Annotated in this window: 19 protein-coding genes; 8 read left to right on the top strand and 11 right to left on the bottom strand. The window is 63.0% G+C overall.

Annotated features, from left to right (window positions below):
- Positions 1 to 97: 97 nt before the first annotated feature.
- The 3 genes from NKK52_RS15675 to NKK52_RS15665 all read right to left on the bottom strand — a co-directional run bounded on the left by NKK52_RS15675 (position 98) and on the right by NKK52_RS15665 (position 2988).
- Positions 98 to 580: a DUF2269 family protein gene (locus NKK52_RS15675; RefSeq protein WP_023681104.1), complete on the bottom strand. Its 483-nt coding sequence runs from the start codon at positions 578 to 580 to the stop codon at positions 98 to 100.
- Positions 580 to 1866, bottom strand: coding sequence for an SDR family oxidoreductase (locus NKK52_RS15670; protein WP_352629306.1), 1287 nt, complete (start codon positions 1864 to 1866; stop codon positions 580 to 582). Before NKK52_RS15670 ends, NKK52_RS15675 begins: the two co-directional genes overlap by 1 nt.
- Positions 1867 to 2031: 165 nt before the next feature.
- Positions 2032 to 2988, bottom strand: a complete 957-nt coding sequence (locus NKK52_RS15665) for an NAD(P)/FAD-dependent oxidoreductase (RefSeq protein ID WP_031203617.1) — start codon at positions 2986 to 2988, stop codon at positions 2032 to 2034.
- Between the two features lie 188 nt (positions 2989 to 3176).
- Between NKK52_RS15665 and NKK52_RS15660 the strand changes: the two genes are divergently transcribed.
- The 8 genes from NKK52_RS15660 (at position 3177) to NKK52_RS15625 (ending at position 9805) form a co-directional block, all read left to right on the top strand.
- A complete protein-coding gene (locus NKK52_RS15660; protein WP_084633782.1) occupies positions 3177 to 3518 on the top strand; it encodes a DUF768 domain-containing protein in 342 nt (113 codons plus the stop codon).
- A 156-nt stretch (positions 3519 to 3674) separates the two neighbouring features.
- Positions 3675 to 4709, top strand: a complete 1035-nt coding sequence (locus NKK52_RS15655) for an ABC transporter substrate-binding protein (protein WP_031203619.1) — start codon at positions 3675 to 3677, stop codon at positions 4707 to 4709.
- Between the two features lie 10 nt (positions 4710 to 4719).
- The gene (locus tag NKK52_RS15650) at positions 4720 to 5487 is read left to right on the top strand and encodes an ABC transporter permease (RefSeq protein ID WP_023681108.1); all 768 of its coding nucleotides are present in this window, start codon (positions 4720 to 4722) and stop codon (positions 5485 to 5487) included.
- Entirely contained in the window at positions 5487 to 6158 is a 672-nt protein-coding gene (locus NKK52_RS15645) for an ABC transporter ATP-binding protein (RefSeq protein WP_023668000.1), read from the top strand. The genes NKK52_RS15650 and NKK52_RS15645 overlap by 1 nt, the downstream gene beginning before the upstream one ends.
- The gene (locus NKK52_RS15640; RefSeq protein ID WP_023668001.1) at positions 6155 to 7330 is read left to right on the top strand and encodes a lanthanide ABC transporter ABC transporter substrate-binding protein PedA1; all 1176 of its coding nucleotides are present in this window, start codon (positions 6155 to 6157) and stop codon (positions 7328 to 7330) included. Before NKK52_RS15645 ends, NKK52_RS15640 begins: the two co-directional genes overlap by 4 nt.
- Entirely contained in the window at positions 7318 to 8280 is a 963-nt protein-coding gene (locus NKK52_RS15635) for a PQQ-dependent catabolism-associated beta-propeller protein (RefSeq protein WP_023681110.1), read from the top strand. The genes NKK52_RS15640 and NKK52_RS15635 overlap by 13 nt, the downstream gene beginning before the upstream one ends.
- Entirely contained in the window at positions 8277 to 9002 is a 726-nt protein-coding gene (locus NKK52_RS15630) for a lanthanide ABC transporter ATP-binding protein PedB/LutE (protein ID WP_023681111.1), read from the top strand. The genes NKK52_RS15635 and NKK52_RS15630 overlap by 4 nt, the downstream gene beginning before the upstream one ends.
- On the top strand, positions 8999 to 9805 hold the full coding sequence (locus NKK52_RS15625) for a lanthanide ABC transporter permease protein PedC (RefSeq protein ID WP_023681112.1): 807 nt from the start codon (positions 8999 to 9001) through the stop codon (positions 9803 to 9805). Before NKK52_RS15630 ends, NKK52_RS15625 begins: the two co-directional genes overlap by 4 nt.
- A gap of 1 nt (position 9806) precedes the next feature.
- Here the strand turns inward: NKK52_RS15625 and NKK52_RS15620 are convergent, their stop codons facing one another.
- From NKK52_RS15620 to NKK52_RS15585, 8 genes are read right to left on the bottom strand one after another with little or no spacing between them, the layout of a single operon-like run.
- Entirely contained in the window at positions 9807 to 10223 is a 417-nt protein-coding gene (locus NKK52_RS15620) for a c-type cytochrome (RefSeq protein ID WP_023681113.1), read from the bottom strand.
- Positions 10204 to 11082, bottom strand: a complete 879-nt coding sequence (locus NKK52_RS15615) for a cytochrome c oxidase assembly protein (RefSeq protein ID WP_023681114.1) — start codon at positions 11080 to 11082, stop codon at positions 10204 to 10206. Before NKK52_RS15615 ends, NKK52_RS15620 begins: the two co-directional genes overlap by 20 nt.
- Positions 11079 to 11420 carry a hypothetical protein gene (locus NKK52_RS15610; RefSeq protein WP_023681115.1) on the bottom strand — a complete coding sequence of 114 codons (342 nt, stop codon included), beginning with the start codon at positions 11418 to 11420 and terminating at the stop codon, positions 11079 to 11081. Before NKK52_RS15610 ends, NKK52_RS15615 begins: the two co-directional genes overlap by 4 nt.
- Complete coding sequence (locus tag NKK52_RS15605) at positions 11420 to 12025, bottom strand: cytochrome c oxidase subunit 3 (protein WP_023681116.1); 606 nt, start codon at positions 12023 to 12025, stop codon at positions 11420 to 11422. Before NKK52_RS15605 ends, NKK52_RS15610 begins: the two co-directional genes overlap by 1 nt.
- Positions 12022 to 13992 (bottom strand): cytochrome c oxidase subunit I, encoded by a 1971-nt coding sequence (gene ctaD / locus NKK52_RS15600; RefSeq protein ID WP_023681117.1) that lies wholly within the window; start codon positions 13990 to 13992, stop codon positions 12022 to 12024. Before ctaD ends, NKK52_RS15605 begins: the two co-directional genes overlap by 4 nt.
- Entirely contained in the window at positions 13989 to 15002 is a 1014-nt protein-coding gene (coxB, locus tag NKK52_RS15595) for a cytochrome c oxidase subunit II (RefSeq protein ID WP_023681118.1), read from the bottom strand. Before coxB ends, ctaD begins: the two co-directional genes overlap by 4 nt.
- The gene (locus NKK52_RS15590; RefSeq protein WP_023681119.1) at positions 14999 to 15532 is read right to left on the bottom strand and encodes a c-type cytochrome; all 534 of its coding nucleotides are present in this window, start codon (positions 15530 to 15532) and stop codon (positions 14999 to 15001) included. Before NKK52_RS15590 ends, coxB begins: the two co-directional genes overlap by 4 nt.
- Positions 15529 to 16320: a substrate-binding domain-containing protein gene (locus tag NKK52_RS15585; RefSeq protein ID WP_023668012.1), complete on the bottom strand. Its 792-nt coding sequence runs from the start codon at positions 16318 to 16320 to the stop codon at positions 15529 to 15531. Before NKK52_RS15585 ends, NKK52_RS15590 begins: the two co-directional genes overlap by 4 nt.
- Positions 16321 to 16340 lie beyond the last annotated feature (20 nt).

The following is a 16340-nucleotide window of genomic DNA, read 5'->3' as shown; positions in this document are numbered from 1 at the left end:
CGGCAGTGACCGTGGTTCCCGACCGCAGTGCATCGCGCCGGCACGAACCAGCTAGGCGCGACGGATGAATTCACGGCGCAGTGCTTGCCGATCGCAGCTACAACGATGACCACTCGATTGCCGGGCGCGCAATCATCAGCCAGAAAATGGCGAGCACGGCGCCGAAAGCTGGGAAGCCGAAGACAAACCAGCGTCTGAACAGCTGATGGTAGCGCTCGGGAGGAGGTTGGTTGGAGAGTGCGGCCTGTGTGGCTAGATTTCGCATCTCGATCTGCATCCACACGACAGGCAGCCAGAACAGGCCCGTTAAGATGTAGAGCAGGATCGAGAGAACGATCCATCCTTCCGACAGCGAATACCCCGCAACCCTAGCGAGGCCCAGTCCGGTCAGAGGTTGTGCGACAACGGCCGTAGCCGTGAACAGGAAATCAGCCAGCACGACAATGCGGGCGACGGCTGCGATCGTCGCGGCATTCCCGGTCCGGTGTGCCAAAAGCATGAAAAAAGCAATGCCGGCACCAGTTCCGAGCAGCACAGCAGCGCCGATCACGTGCAGGTATTTAAGCACGAAGTACATCATCAGCGTTCCTCCAGAATGGCCAGCGCTGCAAAATGCAGAACGAGGATCGGGAGGATTTTGATCAGCGGCCCGAGTGGCTCAAGCCAAAGATCCGGCCGCAGAATGCTCCCAGCGGTCGCATAGAAAAGCGATACCGCGATTGCGCCGAAAAGACCAAGCTGGCTGGTTGGGCGCCAGGCGATAAGCGCCCCGACGGCGATGTCAGCCAACGCGCCGGCGACTACCGCCGGTTCGGCCAAGGGGCCGGCGGCAGTGCCAATCAGCAAGTCAACTCCGCTGCGCCAGCCGGCGGTCAGGGAAATGATGCCGGTCATGATCCAGAAGAGCGGCAAGACGACAAAGAGCGCCGGCTTGACAAAGTAAAGACCGGCGAACCATCGCTCCTGCACGGTCGCAGGATTTAGACGCAGTGCAGATGTAAGACTTGATGGTTGAATGCCGGTCGCCGTCATCCACGGCTGGGGATCGCCGACAGCGCCACGGGCAATCTCTTTTGCTGCATTGCTGCGCATCGGCGGGCGCCAGCCCAGCTGAGCCGCGGCATCCCCGAACCTGTACAAGATAGCTGCGGCCCAATTCGGCAAGATGAACTCCCGAGCACTGCTCCATCCGAACCAGCGGCGATAGCGACCCACGACCTCGCTCATCGAAAGTGCCTCGGGCCCAGCGAGGTCCAGCGTGAGGTGCGATGGGCTGCCGGGTTTGAGGAAGAACAGGACGGTGGAGATGACGTCATCGAGCTGGACGACTTGGAGACGGCCCGTGTCGGGCATCAACGGCAAGAGCGGCAACGCCGCGAGGCCGCGAAAAAGTGCGCTTGCGCCGAAGGCCGGCCTTCCCAGCACTACGGAGGGGCGCAGGATGACCCAGTCAAGGCTACGTGCCATCAGTGCTTCATCGCCAGCGAGCTTGCTAGCGGAAAAGGCGGACGGCTGCTGGCGATCGACCCCGATGGCAGAAAAGTGAATCACCTTGTTCACACCTGCTTGCTCACACGCGGTGAAGAGAGCCGAGGCGCCGGTAGAATGGACATGCCGGGTGTTTTCCCGGGCACTATCCTGCAGGACGCCGGCACAGTTTACGACGGCGTCCACACCGGCGAGATAGGGGATCCAGTCCTGAGGTCGCAAGGCCCGCGCCATATCCAGGGAAACGGTTGGGATCTCCGGGTGGACGCCAGTGTCTGCGTGGTGAAGCACGCGAACCACTTCATGTCTCTCGCCGGCCAGGCGCGCGCAAAGCGCGGCTCCAATCAGACCTGACGCGCCGGTGACGAGAATTTTCATTCCTTCCTCCAGCCGTTCGCCGGCGCGTGCCCTTCCATCAACCCAGCGGCTGCGCCTGAGAGAACTCTAGCAAAGCCGAAGCCGGTAGTCTCACGCCGGGTGGAACGGGTTCCGGGCATCAACGCAGCCAAAGGTGAGCCGGTACGGTGCGTTCGCATCTGCAGGTCAACTTCGCCGGAATTTCGTCGCCGGCTCGGCGCAATCGCGGAGGTCGTTATGAATGTGAGTTGCAGCCTTGGCGGCGTCTCCGAACGCAACAGCAATTTGATTGAGCCCCTCGGCCACGTCGCCAATGGCATAGAGTCCTGGCGTTGAAGTCTCAAGGTGTCTGTTGACCAGGACATAACCTTCTGCGTCACAGTCAGCCCCCAGAGCAACCGCTAGTTCGGAGCGTACGTCGCTGCCCATCGAAGGGTACACCACATCGATGTTGCGCATCGGGGCGCCCTCGGCCATGACGACATCGAACCCGGTTCGTCGAGGGATCAGGGCATCGACAGCGTCCCAGATTTCAACTCCGCCTGCCAAGGCGGCGCCCCGGGCAGCTTCGGAAACATCATCCTGGTTATTGGCGAGCAAGGCGACCTGACTGCCATATCCCTTCAGGAACAGAGCCTCCCTGACGGCGAGATGCTCCGGACCAACGACGCCGATGCGGCTACCCCGGGCCTCATATGCATCGCAAACCGGGCACAGTCTGACAATGCCGGTTGCGATCGCCTCCTCCAGTCTTTCAATAGGAGGAGCCTTGTCCACAATGCCCGTTGCCAGAATCACGCGCCTTGCTTGGACAATCCCGCAGGTGGTCGTCAGAACAAAAAACCCCTCGCGTTTTTCGGCGTGGCCTACGCAACCATGGACAAGGCTCGCGCCGTATAGATGTGTCTGGGCTCGTAGGCGGCCGAGCAGTTCTTCCCCGCTGATGCCGTCGGGGAAGCCGGGACAATTACGGGATTTTGGGATGAGCTTGGCACGCGCATTCCCCGCGTCGAATGAGATCACCGAACGCAGAAACCTGGCTAAATACATGGCTGCAGCGAGCCCCGCGGGGCCGCCGCCGACGATGGCAACGTCAAAAACTTGTGCGCCCGAAAAACCTGGTTCGCCCGAAAAGCTTGGCATTGGGCCTAACTTCAACTCAACGAGCTTGTTCCACAGGGTCGAAATGGACGCAATCAGGATGCACACTGCGCAATAAGAGTGAACTCCAATCGAGTCGTGAAGAGAAAGGCCACTGCCTCATCAAGCCTGCAAAAACCTGGTGGCTCCCAACGCTGTGAGTACAGCGCCGCTGGGAAAGTGAACGCATCATGGAACTTCGGCTCACCGTCGCGCTTAGTTTGCCGAAAGGGTGGTCTGAGATGAGCGCGACCAGAGAGTTTTTTCAAAACTGGCTACAGGAGAATGTCGGCACACTTCCTGGTCGGGAGGAAGTCAGCGTCGCGGTGCTCGCTCAGCAATTCGAGCAGGATGCCGAGGTGGCTGGTTATGGGCGTGAAGTAAGGGAGGACGAACTCGGAAACATCGAAGATGCTATCGTGCAAGCGATCGAGAACGCCGGGTCCGGGGTGCAGAGCCCGAGCTCCGAAAAGAGCGATCCGGCACCTGTAATGGACGCGTTGGAGGTCGATGATGCCAAGAGCGGACCGTAGCCCCTGACACCTTCTTCTGTTCGCCTGAACAAGCCCCCGGACTGCCATACGAGCCGAAAAACGGATCTTAGGTGCTTTCCCGTTAGTTCCATGCACCATCGAGGAACATTCCTGCCGCCACGGCGTTAGGAATGTTCCTTCACACCCGGTGCGCCCGTGCTGACTGCTACCCTTCCAGGCGAATGGCTGACCCGGCATGATCAGGGTCACATCTCGCGGCGGGCCGCTCTTGCGGGTATTTGTTGCTGGCTGTTGGGTGCTTCCGCAGAAGCCGCGTCACAGCCGTCGCCGCTCGTGCGATTTGGCGTGCTGGGATTTGGCACCGCCGCGTGGGAAGTTGACGTCATGCGGCGACATGCGTTGGACACCATGCACGGCGTATCAATCGAGGCTCAGCGGCTTGCCGGTACCGAAGCCGGTAAGACCGCATTGCTGGCGGGCAGCGTCGACGTCATCGTTTCGGACTGGGTGTGGGTCATGCGCCAGCGCAGCGAAGGCGCTGATCTGGTCTTCTATCCCTATTCTCGTGCCGTCGGCGCGCTGGAACTGCCGCAAGGCTCGCCCATTCGAACTCTTGCGGACCTCAAGGGCAAAAGGCTGGGGATCGCAGGTGGTCCGCTGGACAAAAGCTGGATCCTGTTGCGCGCGCTCGGCCTCCGTCAGGTGAAGCGCGATCTTGCTGAAGAGGTGGAGCCAGTGTTCGGCGCGCCGCCTTTGTTGGAGCAGGAATTTCTGGCGGGGCGACTGGATGCACTGCTGACGTTCTGGAATTTCGCCGCCCGTCTCGAGTCAGAGGGGGCAAGGCCTCTGCTCAGTGTCGCGCAAATCCTGCAGGGGCTTGGCGTATCAGTGGACTTGCCGATGCTCGGCTACGTCTTCCATGAAAGCTGGGCGCGGGCCAACCCGATAGCCCTCGCGCGATTCACGAGCGCGACCGCGGCAGCGAAGTCGCTGCTCGAGTCTTCGGACGACGAATGGCGGGTGCTCGCGCCCCAATTGGGCACGGACGATCCTCACCTACAGGCGGCGTTACGCGCCGCCTATCGAGCCGGAATCCCTCGTCGGTTCGGCAAAGACGAACGTGATGGCGCGGCCCGGTTGTTTGCAATCCTGGCCGAATTGGGCGGCGAGGATCTGGTCGGCAAGGCGACGAGCCTCGATCCTGGTGTCTTCCGGGCCATACCGGCTTGAGCTCGCGCCAATGACCGATGTCCCAGCGTTCCACATCACAATGCAGCGTCCGCAATCCACTGCGGCATTGCTGACCATGGTGCTCGTCTGGCAGATTGCATCATCGATCGCCGCCGATCGCCTGTTTCCTGGTCCGGTCCAGGTTGTTTCGGTTCTCCTGCACGAAGTGGTTCGGGGCGAGCTGCCATACCATTTGGGCATCTCGCTTGCGCGCGTCGTGGCAAGCCTCGGGTCGGCAATCGTCATCGGCGCGGCCCTTGGCTACGCGGCAGGCCGCTCGCACAGAGCCGACATATGGATGAGGCCTTGGATCGTGTTACTCCTCAACATGCCGGCGCTGATCACGGTCATTCTAATTTATATCTGGCTTGGTCTTGCCGAGACTGCGCTTGTCCTTGCGGTCGCGCTCAACAAGATCCCCAATGTCGTGGTGACTATTCGTGAAGGCGCCAGCCGGCTGGACAAGGACTTTGCCGAAATGGCTGAGCTCTATCGCTTCGGGCGTGCTGCAAAGCTGCAGCATGTCGTGCTGCCGCAATTGGCGCCGTTCTTTCTCGTCACCCTGCGCAGCGGGCTGGCACTAACGTGGAAGATCGTGTTGCTCGCCGAACTGCTCGGCCGCTCCAACGGCGTCGGGTTCCAGCTACAGGTCTATTTTCAGAACTTCGACGTCACCCACATCCTTGCCTATGCGATCAGCTTCGGCGTTGTGATGCTTGCCATAGAGTATGGACTGCTTGTGCCGTTGGAACGTCGTCTGTTCGCCTGGCGACGCTGATGCTGAGGATCAGGATCGAGGACAAGACTTTCCCCGGTGACGACGGACAGCGCCGGACGATCTTTCGCGCGCTGTCGCTTGATATAGCCGACGGACAGGTCTGCGTCCTGACCGGCCCTTCCGGTGTCGGCAAGTCGACGCTGCTGTCGATCGTTTCGGGCGTCGACCGCGAATTTCGCGGCAGCGTGAGCGGACGACCGCTTCCGATAGGCATGCTGTTCCAGACACCGAGGCTGCTGCCCTGGCTCACCGCCTTGCGCAATGTAGAGATGGCCATCCCGGATCGCGCGCCCGATGCGGCCCGGTGGCTTGCCGCTGTCGGCCTGAAAGGCAATGAGAAGAGCTATCCGCAGCGACTCTCGGGCGGCATGGCGCGGCGCGTAGCGCTTGCCCGGGCGCTCGCCGTGGAGCCTGCGCTCCTGCTCCTCGACGAGCCATTCGCTTCACTCGACGAGGCGACCGCGCAAGCCATGCGCCGCCTGCTGCAGGATTGTTTCGCCAGTCGGCGGACTACCACGCTGCTGGTTACGCATGATCTCGCCTATGCCTCGTCGCTGGGTGATCGGGTTATTGTTCTGGAGGGATCGCCGGCGCGCATCGTGCGCGATGTCGCAATCTCTGGTGGCCATGAAGCGGGATCGTCGCGCTTTGGGCTGGGGGCGACACAATGAGACTGTTGCTGGGCCTTCTCTTTCTTTTGCTGATCACCGGCCCTGGCGCCACCGAGCAACAGACGATGGTGATCGGGTATATCGGCCAGGAGCGCAAACCGGCTCTGCCCCTTGGACCCCTTGATGAAACCGTCACCGACGACGGCCTGCAAGGCGCACGGCTCGGCATTGCCGACGACGAAAGCACCGGCCGGTTTCTTGGGCAGAAATTTCGGCTGGAGGAAAGGATATTGAAACCAACCGAAACGCCGGACGACGCGGTAAGACAATTCGCCGATGCCGGCATCGCCTTTGTCATCGCCGATCTCGACGCCCGTCAGCTTCTACAGGCCAGTGCCGCGCCCGGTGCCGAGCAGATGACGTTGTTCAACAGCCGGGCGCCGGACGACGAGCTTCGCCAGCAGGACTGCCGTCGGAACGTGCTGCACACGATCCCGAGCCGCGCCATGCTCGCCGACGGGCTGGCGCAATATCTCGCCTGGAAGCGCTGGCAGCGTTGGTTCCTGCTTGTGGGGCCGCATTCGCAGGATCAGGCGATGGCTGCGGCCTTTCGACGGGCGGCGGCTCGCTTCGGAGCCGAGATCACGATCGACCAGCCGTGGACATTCAGGCCCGCCAACGGACGTGCCGATACAGGGCATGTCACGCTGCAGACCGAAATACCGGCGGTCACGCAGGTCAGCGACTATGATGTGCTCGTGGTCGCCGACGAGGCGGATGAATTCGGCGCCTATCTGGAGGGCCGCACTGCGCTGCCGAGAATCGTCGCCGGCACGCAAGGGCTTGTCGCCATAGGCTGGAGCGCTGTCAGCGAGGAATGGGGCGCCACGCAACTGCAGGACCGTTTCCACAGGCAGGCAGGGCGCTGGATGTTGCCCAGCGACTACGCGGCCTGGCTCGCTGTGCGCAGTATCGGCGAAGCGGCGACGCGCCTGCACAGTCTCGATCCCGCGGCAATCGGCAGATATATACGCGGCGACGCGTTTCTTCTCGCTGGCTTCAAGGGGCAGGGGCTTAGTTTCCGTCCTTGGGACGGACAGATGCGCCAGCCCATTTTGATCGCCGGGCCTCGCCTCTTGATTTCCAGCTCACCGCAACCGGGTTTCCTGCATCAGCGCACGCCGCTCGACACGCTGGGCATCGACCTGGAGGAGAGCACATGCAAGTTCTGATGACGCTGTTGTTGGCGGCGTTCGCTCTTGCTGCTCCCGCCGCCGCCGAGACCATCTACGTTTCCAATGAGCAGGATAATACCGTCGCGGTCGTCGACGGCGTGACAATGACTTTGCTGGCGACGATCGATGTCGGCCGCCGTCCGCGCGGGCTGGCACTGTCGATCGACAACAAGATGCTGTTCGTCGCGGAAGGCGACGACAACCGCATCGACGTGGTCGACGTCGCGAAGCGGCGGGTCGTCGGGGAATTGCCTTCGGGAGCCGATCCGGAATTCTTCGCAGTCCATCCCGATGGCAAGCGGCTGTTCGTCGCCAACGAGAATGACAATCTGGTGTCGGTGGTGGACATCGCCGCGGCCAAGGTCATCGGCACCGTGGATGTCGGCGTCGAACCGGAAGGAATGGCGGCCAGCGCCGACGGCCGCTATGTCGCCTGCACTTCGGAGACCACCAGCATGGTGCATCTGATCGACGCAGGCACGCTTGAACTCGTCGACAATCTGCTGGTCGATACCCGGCCTCGCGCGGCTTTATTCTCGTCGGACGGGAAGCAATTCTGGGTGTCCTCGGAGATCCGGGGCACCGTCACCGTCTTCGACACGGCAACGCGCGCGCAGACTGGCAAAGTCGAGTTCGAGGTGCCGGGTATACGACGCGAGGGTGTGCAGGCGGTCGGCATGGCGACGTCCCGCGATGGCACGACCGTCTATGTGGCGCTCGGCCCCGCCAACAGGATTGCGGAAGTCGATGTGAAAACGCTGGCGGTCCGTCGGCTCTACCTTGTTGGTCAACGACCCTGGCACGTTGCGCTCTCCGGCGACGAGAAGCGCCTGGTCAGCGCAAACGGGAATTCCGGCGATATCTCGTTTATCGATCTGGAAAACCAGGAGGTGGTGAAATCGCTGCCGGTAGGGCGGGGGCCGTGGGGCGTCGTGATCGGGCCATGAACGCCTTGTCGGTCGAGAATCTGGGCCATAGTTTCGGAAACCGGCGGGTTCTCGACGGCGTTTCTTTCTCTGTGGCCCAAGGCAAGATGTGCATCTTGCTAGGCCGCAATGGCGCCGGCAAGACGACGTTGTTCTCGCTGATCACCGGGCTTTATCACGCCCGCTCCGGCTCGGTGCATGTCTTCGACCAGGCGATGGATGTCAACTCGTCCGCCGCGTTGACGCAGATGGGGGTCGTCTTCCAGTTGCCGACCCTCGATCTCGATCTGACGGCCGGCGAGAACCTGCGTTACCACGCGGCCTTGCATGGGCTTAGCCAGGCCTTGAGCAAGGAGCGCTCCATCCACGAACTCGGCCGGCTGGACGTGCTGGACAGGATCGACGATCCTGCCCGAGCGCTTTCCGGGGGGCAGCGTCGCCGTGTCGAGATAGCACGCGCTCTGATGCATAGCCCACGCCTTTTGCTGCTGGATGAGCCGACCACCGGGCTCGACGTGCCTGGCCGCCGCGCGCTCGAGCGGCACGTGCGGGAGCTTTGCCGCGAGCGCGGCATTGCCGTCCTGTGGGCAACACATTTTCTGGAAGAACTAACGGCGGATGACGATGTGGTGGTGCTGCATCGAGGCACAATGCGGTGGGCCGGCCGCGCCGATCGCCTGGCTACCGATCTCGGTGTAGCGAGCACGGGCGAGGCCTTCGCGTCGCTGACGGAGTCCGAATGAAAACGTCTCACGCGGTGCGCGCGCTCAACGGCATCCTGCGCAGGGAGATGCTGCGCACGTTGCGGCAACGCGGCCGGCTGCTCTCGGCGATGGTACGGCCGCTGGTCTGGCTGGCAATCTTTGCCGCTGGCTTCCGCTCCGTTCTCGGTCTGTCGATCACGCCACCCTACCAGACCTATGTTCTCTATGACGTGTATGTGGTGCCCGGGCTAGCGGCCATGATGCTGCTCTTCCATGCCATGGCGAGTTCGCTGGCCATGGTCTACGATCGCGAGATGGGCAGCATGCGCTTGTTGCTGACCGCACCATTGCCGCGCTGGTACCTGCTTGCGGCGCGCCTGCTGGCCAGCGTGATCGTCGGCGTGCCGCTGGTCTATTTGTTTCTGTTGATCGCGCGTTTCTGGGATGTGCGGCCGCCCGTTCTCGGCTACGTCGCGGTATTTCCGGCGCTCGTGCTGGCGGGCCTGATGCTTGGCGCGTTCGGCCTGCTTGTCTCCTCGGTTTCGACACAGATGGAGAACTTTGCCGGTGTCATGAATTTCGTCATCTTTCCGGTGTTCTTTGCCTCGACGGCGCTCTATCCGCTGTGGCGGCTTGCCGAGGCGGGACCGGTGCTGGCAACAATCGCCGCCTGGAACCCGTTCAGCTCGGCGGTCGAGCTGATACGCTTCGCGCTCTATCTGCGGTTCGATCCTGTCGCGGCGATTGTGGTCCTTGGCTGCCTCATCGCCTTCTTCCTCGCGGCGGTCATCGGCTACGATCCCGGCCGCGGCTTGTGGTCCCGGCGCGGCGGCGAGGGATGAATTACCTCAACGCATAGAGATAAGCGGCGATGTCCCGCGCCTGTTGCTCGGTGATCCTCGTCGACGGCATGGCCGTGTGCGGATTGACTTCCCTCGCCGAGCGTATCCAGCGGATCATGTTCTCCGGATTGTTTGCCAGCAGGCCACCGATAAAGACCCTGTCGGCAAGGCCACCGTCTAGGCGGGGTCCGACCTGGCCTTGCGCACCCGGCACGCCGGGTATCGTATGGCAGCCGGAGCAGCCATTCGCCGTCATGATTGGAATGGCGCGGGCGCCTACGCCGCCGGTCGCCGCATCCGACTCGTGCCGGACGCGCTCGCGCCTGTCGGACCACAAAGTCGCCGCTGCGACAGCCGCAGCCAGCAGCAGGATTGCGGCAAGGGCGCCCCCGATCAGCCTACCCAGGTCGGAGCGCATGTGTTGCCTCCCTGGTTGCGCTGCTGCTTATCCAGAGGCCGGCGAGCAGCAAGGCGGCGCCGCCATAGATCAAGCCTGCCGGAACCCACATTACCAATCCGGCGAGCTGCTGGTCCTCGATCGCGGTCATTCCCCACAATGCCGCGCCGGCGCCATTCTCCGGATACCAGAGTTTGGGCGACATCAGCAGCAGGACACCGAGCAGGCCGGTATGAAGCGAGGTGAAGAAAAGATGCATGACGGAGTTGCCATAGGTTTGCTGTCGACCGGGGCGCGGTAGGAGCGCCCACCAGAACAGCAAGGCTGTGCCGAGGAAGCTCGCATGCTGGGCATAATGGAGAAAGCCCTGCTGGAGCGCTGCCTGGAACAACGCCGGAATGTGCCAGATCCAGATGGCGACGCCGTGAATGATCGTCGCGTTGAGGGGGCGGATCACCAGGGCCCAAACCGATTGCAGCGTCTTTGCGCGCGTGAGCTTGCCCGTTCCACGGCGAAGTGAGGCCGGCAAGGACCAGAGCAGGACTGCGCCTGGGCACGCGGCGACAAGGAGAGGCGCCGCCACCGCCATCAGCAGTTCATGCTCGATCATATGGGCGGCAAACACCCGCTCGCCGAGCGCATGGATGGGGCTGACCAGTGCTGCCGTCAGCACGCCCCAACCGGCGGCGAACAACAACGCCTGCCGCATCCGCTCGGGACGGCCTCGGCTGCTGCGGCGCCACAACCGAGTCGCTCCGATGGCATAAAGGAAGGCAATCGCGGCCAGCGGAAACGTGATGGGAAATGCGAGCGTCCATCCGGCCTCGGGCGCGCCGGCGCCGTAGCAGATCGAGGTCGAGAAGAACGCGTCGAAGCTCATCGCAGGCACTCGTCGAGAATGAGAGCCGCGCTGCCTTGCATGATGATGACGAGGGCAAACAGCAATGCCGCAAGCATGCCGAGATCGGCGACGAACTGCTCGGTGCTGCGCGTGCGCTCAGGCTTGAAGGCGGCGCCGCCCTGCCGCTTCGCCCGCCATGACAAGGCACCGCCGAGCAGCGAAAGCACGGCGAGCACCAGTGCCACGGGAAGCACCACCGGCACCTGGCGGTTGCACTGCCATGGTACGAGTGCGTAGTTCAGCTGCGTCGAGATTGCCCAAGCCATCGGCCCCGACAGAAGACCACCCCAGGACGTTCCCATTTTCAACGCACGCATCAGCCTAGCCTCGGCATCCAGTAGATGAGCAGATAGATCGGGATCCAGGTCAGCACCACGAAATCCCAATAGAAGACATTGTCGCCGACATCGCCGAAGCGCCGGCCGCTATAGCCATGGCGTGTGAACATCAGCACCGTCAAAACGATGGTGTCGCCGACATCGGTGATCAGGTGTGTGGTGTGCAGCCCGAGCAGCACCCAGAGCATCGAGCCGTAGGCGTTCGTGTCCCAGTAGATGTTCAGCGCCGGGAATTCGAACCAGCGCACGACAAGCGGGGCCAGACCGAGCAGCGACATCACCACCAGCCCGATCCGCACCGGCACGATCGCGCATTGCTTGGCATGGCCGTGGAGGATGTGATTCGGCACCACGCTGATAATGAACAGGATGGTGACGATCGTTCCGGGCCAATGGTTGGGGTGCGGGGCGCTTAGACGCCAGTTGGGCCACAAAGTGGCGAGATAGAGATAAGCGCCGGCGGCCAACGCAAAGCCCATGCCTTCCAGCGCCATGAAGCCGAGCGTTCCCCACCAGGTCGGGCTGCGCGGACCATGTCCAAAGGTTGGGAGGTCCGAAAGATCCAAGCTGGGACGCTCACTCATCCCTCATCCTCCGGGTCGTCCTTGGGCCAGAACCATCCGATCAAGGTGATGGCGATCGGCGCGGCGCCCCAGACGATCGCCCAGGGCGTGAAGATCGAATAGACAAACGTACCGCCGACAGCGATTGCCGCCAGCAGCGGCCAGATCGACGGTGTCGCCGATTTCTCGCGAATGTCGGGGTGGGCTTCCGCCACGGTTGAGATCAACAGCTCACGGACATCGACGCGGAGACCGGTCGCCACAGGCAGCGCCTCCCGTTCGGCCCAGAGCGGCTCGACATGCGTGACAATCGGTATCCGCGCGAAATTATAGCTTGGCGGCGGCGAAGACGTCGCCCATTCGAGCGTACCGGCATCCCAGGGATTGTTTCCGGCCAGTGCGCCCTTCAACGCGCCGTGTACAAGATTGAACGTGAACAGTACGAAGCTGAGGAAAAAGAGCACCGCGCCGGCGCTGATGAACAGGTTGATGTTGCCCCAGCCAAGCTCGGCCGGATAGGTGTAGACCCTGCGTGGCATGCCCCAGAGCCCGACGAGATGCATTGGGAAAAAAGCCGCGTTGAAGCCGATGAAAGCCAGCCAGAAATGCCAGCGCCCGAGACGCTCGCTCATCATGCGGCCGCTGATCTTGGGGAACCAGAAATAGGCCGCGCCCAGCAGCGGGAAGACCGAACCGCCGATCAGCACGTAATGGAAATGGGCGACGACGAAATAGGTGTCGTGCACCTGGAGGTCCAGCGGCACCGAAGCGAGCATGACGCCGGTGAGGCCGCCGATGACGAAGATGAAAAAGAAGCCGAACACGAACAGCAGCGGCGTGCGGATCACCGGCCTGCCGTCCCACAAGGTCGCCAGCCAGCAGAAGATCTGAACGCCATTGGGGATGGCGATCAGCATGCTCGACGCGGTGAAGAAGCTGGCGCCGAGCTTGGGTAGTCCCGTCGCGAACATGTGATGGACCCAGAGGCCGAACGAAAGGAAGCCGACGGCGATCAGCGACAAGACCAGCCCGAGATGCCCGAACACGGGACGCCGGGCGAAGACCGGGATGATCGCGGAGACCATGCCCGTCGCCGGCAGGAAGATGATGTAGACCTCGGGATGGCCAAAGAACCAGAACAGATGCTGGAAGAGCAGTGCGTCGCCGCCCTCGGCCGGGTTGAAGATATGTGTGCCGACCAGCCGGTCGAGGATCAGGAAGGTCGAGGTGATCATCACCGCGGGCATGGCGAAGACGACGACGAAGGAGGTAACCAGCATTGCCCAGACGTAGAGCGGAATCCTGTCCAGCGACATGCCGGGGGCTCGCTGCTTGAACACGGTGACGATGGTTGCCACCGCGACGGCCAGGGAGGATACTTCTGTATAAGTGATCATCTGGGCCCAGACGTCGGCCCGCTTGCCCGGCGCGAATTCGGGGCCTGACAGCGGCACATAAGCAAACCAGCCGACGTCGGGCGCCATGTTGAGCGCGAAAGACACCCAGGCGAATATGCCGCCCGAAACATAGATCCAGTAGCTGAACGCGTTCAGGCGGGGAAAGGCGATGTTGCGGCTGCCGACCATCAGCGGGACGAGATAGATGCCTGTCGCCTGCACGATGGGCACGGCGAACAGGAACATCATGGTCACACCATGCATCGTGAACAGCTGGTTGTAGAGGTCCGGGCCGATCAGACCGCGCTGCGGCCCTGAGAGCTGGATGCGCATGGCGACAGCGTTGAGCCCGCCCAGGCACAGAAACACGAAGGCGGTGATCAGATAGCGCCGTGCGACGACCTTGTGGTCGACGCTCGACAGCGCGCCGATGATGCCGGGGGGCGTGCGCCATGTCCGCGCCAGCCAGCGATCCAGGCTGGCATCGTCCATGCCGGTGTCGCGCGGTCCGTCATGCTCGGGTGCGACGTCGCCTGTGGCGGGCGTTTCGCGCGGCAGGTCGCGTTCGCTTGTGAGATCCGCGCTGCTCATTTAAGCGCCTCGAGATAGGCGACCATGGCGTTGAGTTCGTCGCCGCTGAGCTCCACCACCGGCATGTGGGATCCGGGCTTGATGCCCTGTGGGTCGGCTATCCAGGCGGCGAGATTGCCGCGGCTCATGGTCAATGTCCCGGCGGCAAGCGTCTGCCGGCTGGCTATATGGGTGAGGTCGGGGGCGACCGTTCCTCCGGCAGGCGTGCCGCCTATTCTGTGACACATCACGCAAGGGCGCTTCAGAAACAGATCCTGGCCGGCCTTGGCCTCGTCCCCCGTCGGAGTAGCTGCCGGCTGCAACTGGTCGTTCCACCAGGCGTCGAACTTCGCACGCGGCTCGGCGATGATGAAGGTACCCATGTTTGCGTGCTGCGCCCCGCAGAACTCGGCGCATTGACCTCGGTAAACACCAGGCTTGTCGGCCTTGAGGTCGAGCACGTTCATGTGGCCGGGAATGAGGTCGAGCTTGCCCGAAAGGCTCGGAATCCAGAAGGAATGGATGACGTCGGTCGAGGTCAGAAGAAGCTTCACCGGTTCCCCGGCGGGGATATGGATCTCGTTCGCCGTGGTCAGGATGCGGCTTGGCGTGGCATCCTCATAGCGCACCTCCCACCACCATTGATGGCCGGTGACCCGAATGGTCAGCGCGGCATCCGAGCCGATCGCGGCGAGCGTCCTGTTGGCGAAGAAGCTCAGCAAGGTCAGTCCGATCAGGACAATGGCGGTCAACCCGACGGCGGTCATCACCGCGCGCAGCTTCCGGTCGTCGGCGCCGGCCTCGATCGCGAGCGGCTCCGCCTGCGCGCGCGACCCCATCATCAAAGGCACGACAAGGGCGATCATCACCAGCACCCACACCACGGCGCAGAGCGCGGTGAAGAACCAGATCAGCCATGCCAGTTCGCTCGCCGCGGGACCTTTCGGGTCGAGGGCGGATTGCCAGCCCGCGCATCCCTGGAGCAACAGAGCCCCGGCGGTGGCGAACGCCATCGAGACGAGACGTTTCACGGCGACTTCCCCAGCGTGGCCGCGTCGGGCATGCGGTTTTCCGAAGGATGCGCCATCATGTCGTCATTGCGTTGCGGCGCGGCGGAAGACGGCGCGTTGCCGCTCAGCGAGCGCACGAAAGCCGCAAGCTCCCAGATCTGGTCGTCGGGAATCTTGTCGCGGAAGCTCGGCATGCCGTTTGGCCGACCGTCGCGGATCGTGGCATGGATGCTTTCGATCGAGCTGCCATAGAGCCACTTTTGGTCCATCAGGGCCGGCCCCATGCCGCCGCCGCCATTGGCGTGGCATCCCGAACAGTTGAACCAGCCGAAAAGCCGTTTCCCTTCGCTCATGTGGAAGGCGTTGGCCTCGAAGCTCGCCGCCTTGTTGTCGCTGGCGGGGGGCCGCTGTCCGCCGGGCTCCAGCGTGGTCACAGGCGTCGGCTGCTCGCCCGATCCGAGCGCCGATTGCGGGCGCGTGTCACGTTCCTCGCGCTGGCAGGCAGCGAGCGCCAGGACTGGAAACAGGAGCATGGCCACCGCGGCTCTCATCGCACCGGGCTCCCCGGGGCATCGAGGCGCGGCACGCCATACTGTGACAGCAAGGCATCTATCTCGACCTTGTGCCTGGACAGGGCGCCATTGACATCGCCGCGCAGCGCATCGTCTTCGCGGCGGACGCCCATCGAGATGTCGTAGATCATCGGCAGTTGCGGTCCGTCGATGCGGGGCGCAACCGGCGTGATGCGGAGCGGCACCTTCTGCCTGGCGGCGAAGTAGCCGGCGAGGGGGCCCCAGACCACGGCAAGGTCGATCTCGCCACTCGCCACCGCTTCGACGATGCGCGCCGGCGGGTTGGGGGCGGAATAATCGCCATAGACCGGATAGCCAACGAGGTGCCCGACGATACCTCGGCGGCCAAGCGCCTGGACCGGAGGCGAATTGGCGCCATCGTCGCCGATGAGCTGAACACCGATCCGCATGTCGCGCAGCCGCGGATCATTGAACGATGCTACGTCGGGGCCGTCCCTGCGGGTGACGAAGACATAAGACGATCGGTAGTAGGGCGTGGTGGTGCGCAGCATTTCGAGGTTGCTCGGCGTGCCCGGCACGAGATCGCATAGACCGGCCTTCAGCGTGTTTCGGATGAAGCCGCGGCGCTGCGCCCACCAGGTATAGGTCAGCTTCGCGCCGAGATCGGACGCAACGATTTCGGCGATCCTGTTCTCGAAGCCCTGACCGGCCGCGTTGGAGAACGGCATGTTGTTCGGATCGGCGCAGACCCTCAGCTCACGTGCGTCGGCTGTGGCCGTCAAGAACACGAAGGCGATGGCGGCCATGCCGATCACCAGCCGTTGAC

The sequence above is a fragment of the Mesorhizobium sp. C277A genome, assembly GCF_040324395.1.
GTDB lineage: Bacteria > Pseudomonadota > Alphaproteobacteria > Rhizobiales > Rhizobiaceae > Mesorhizobium.
Note: the sequence above shows the minus strand (reverse complement) of the source record. Positions and strands in the feature narration are given on the sequence as shown.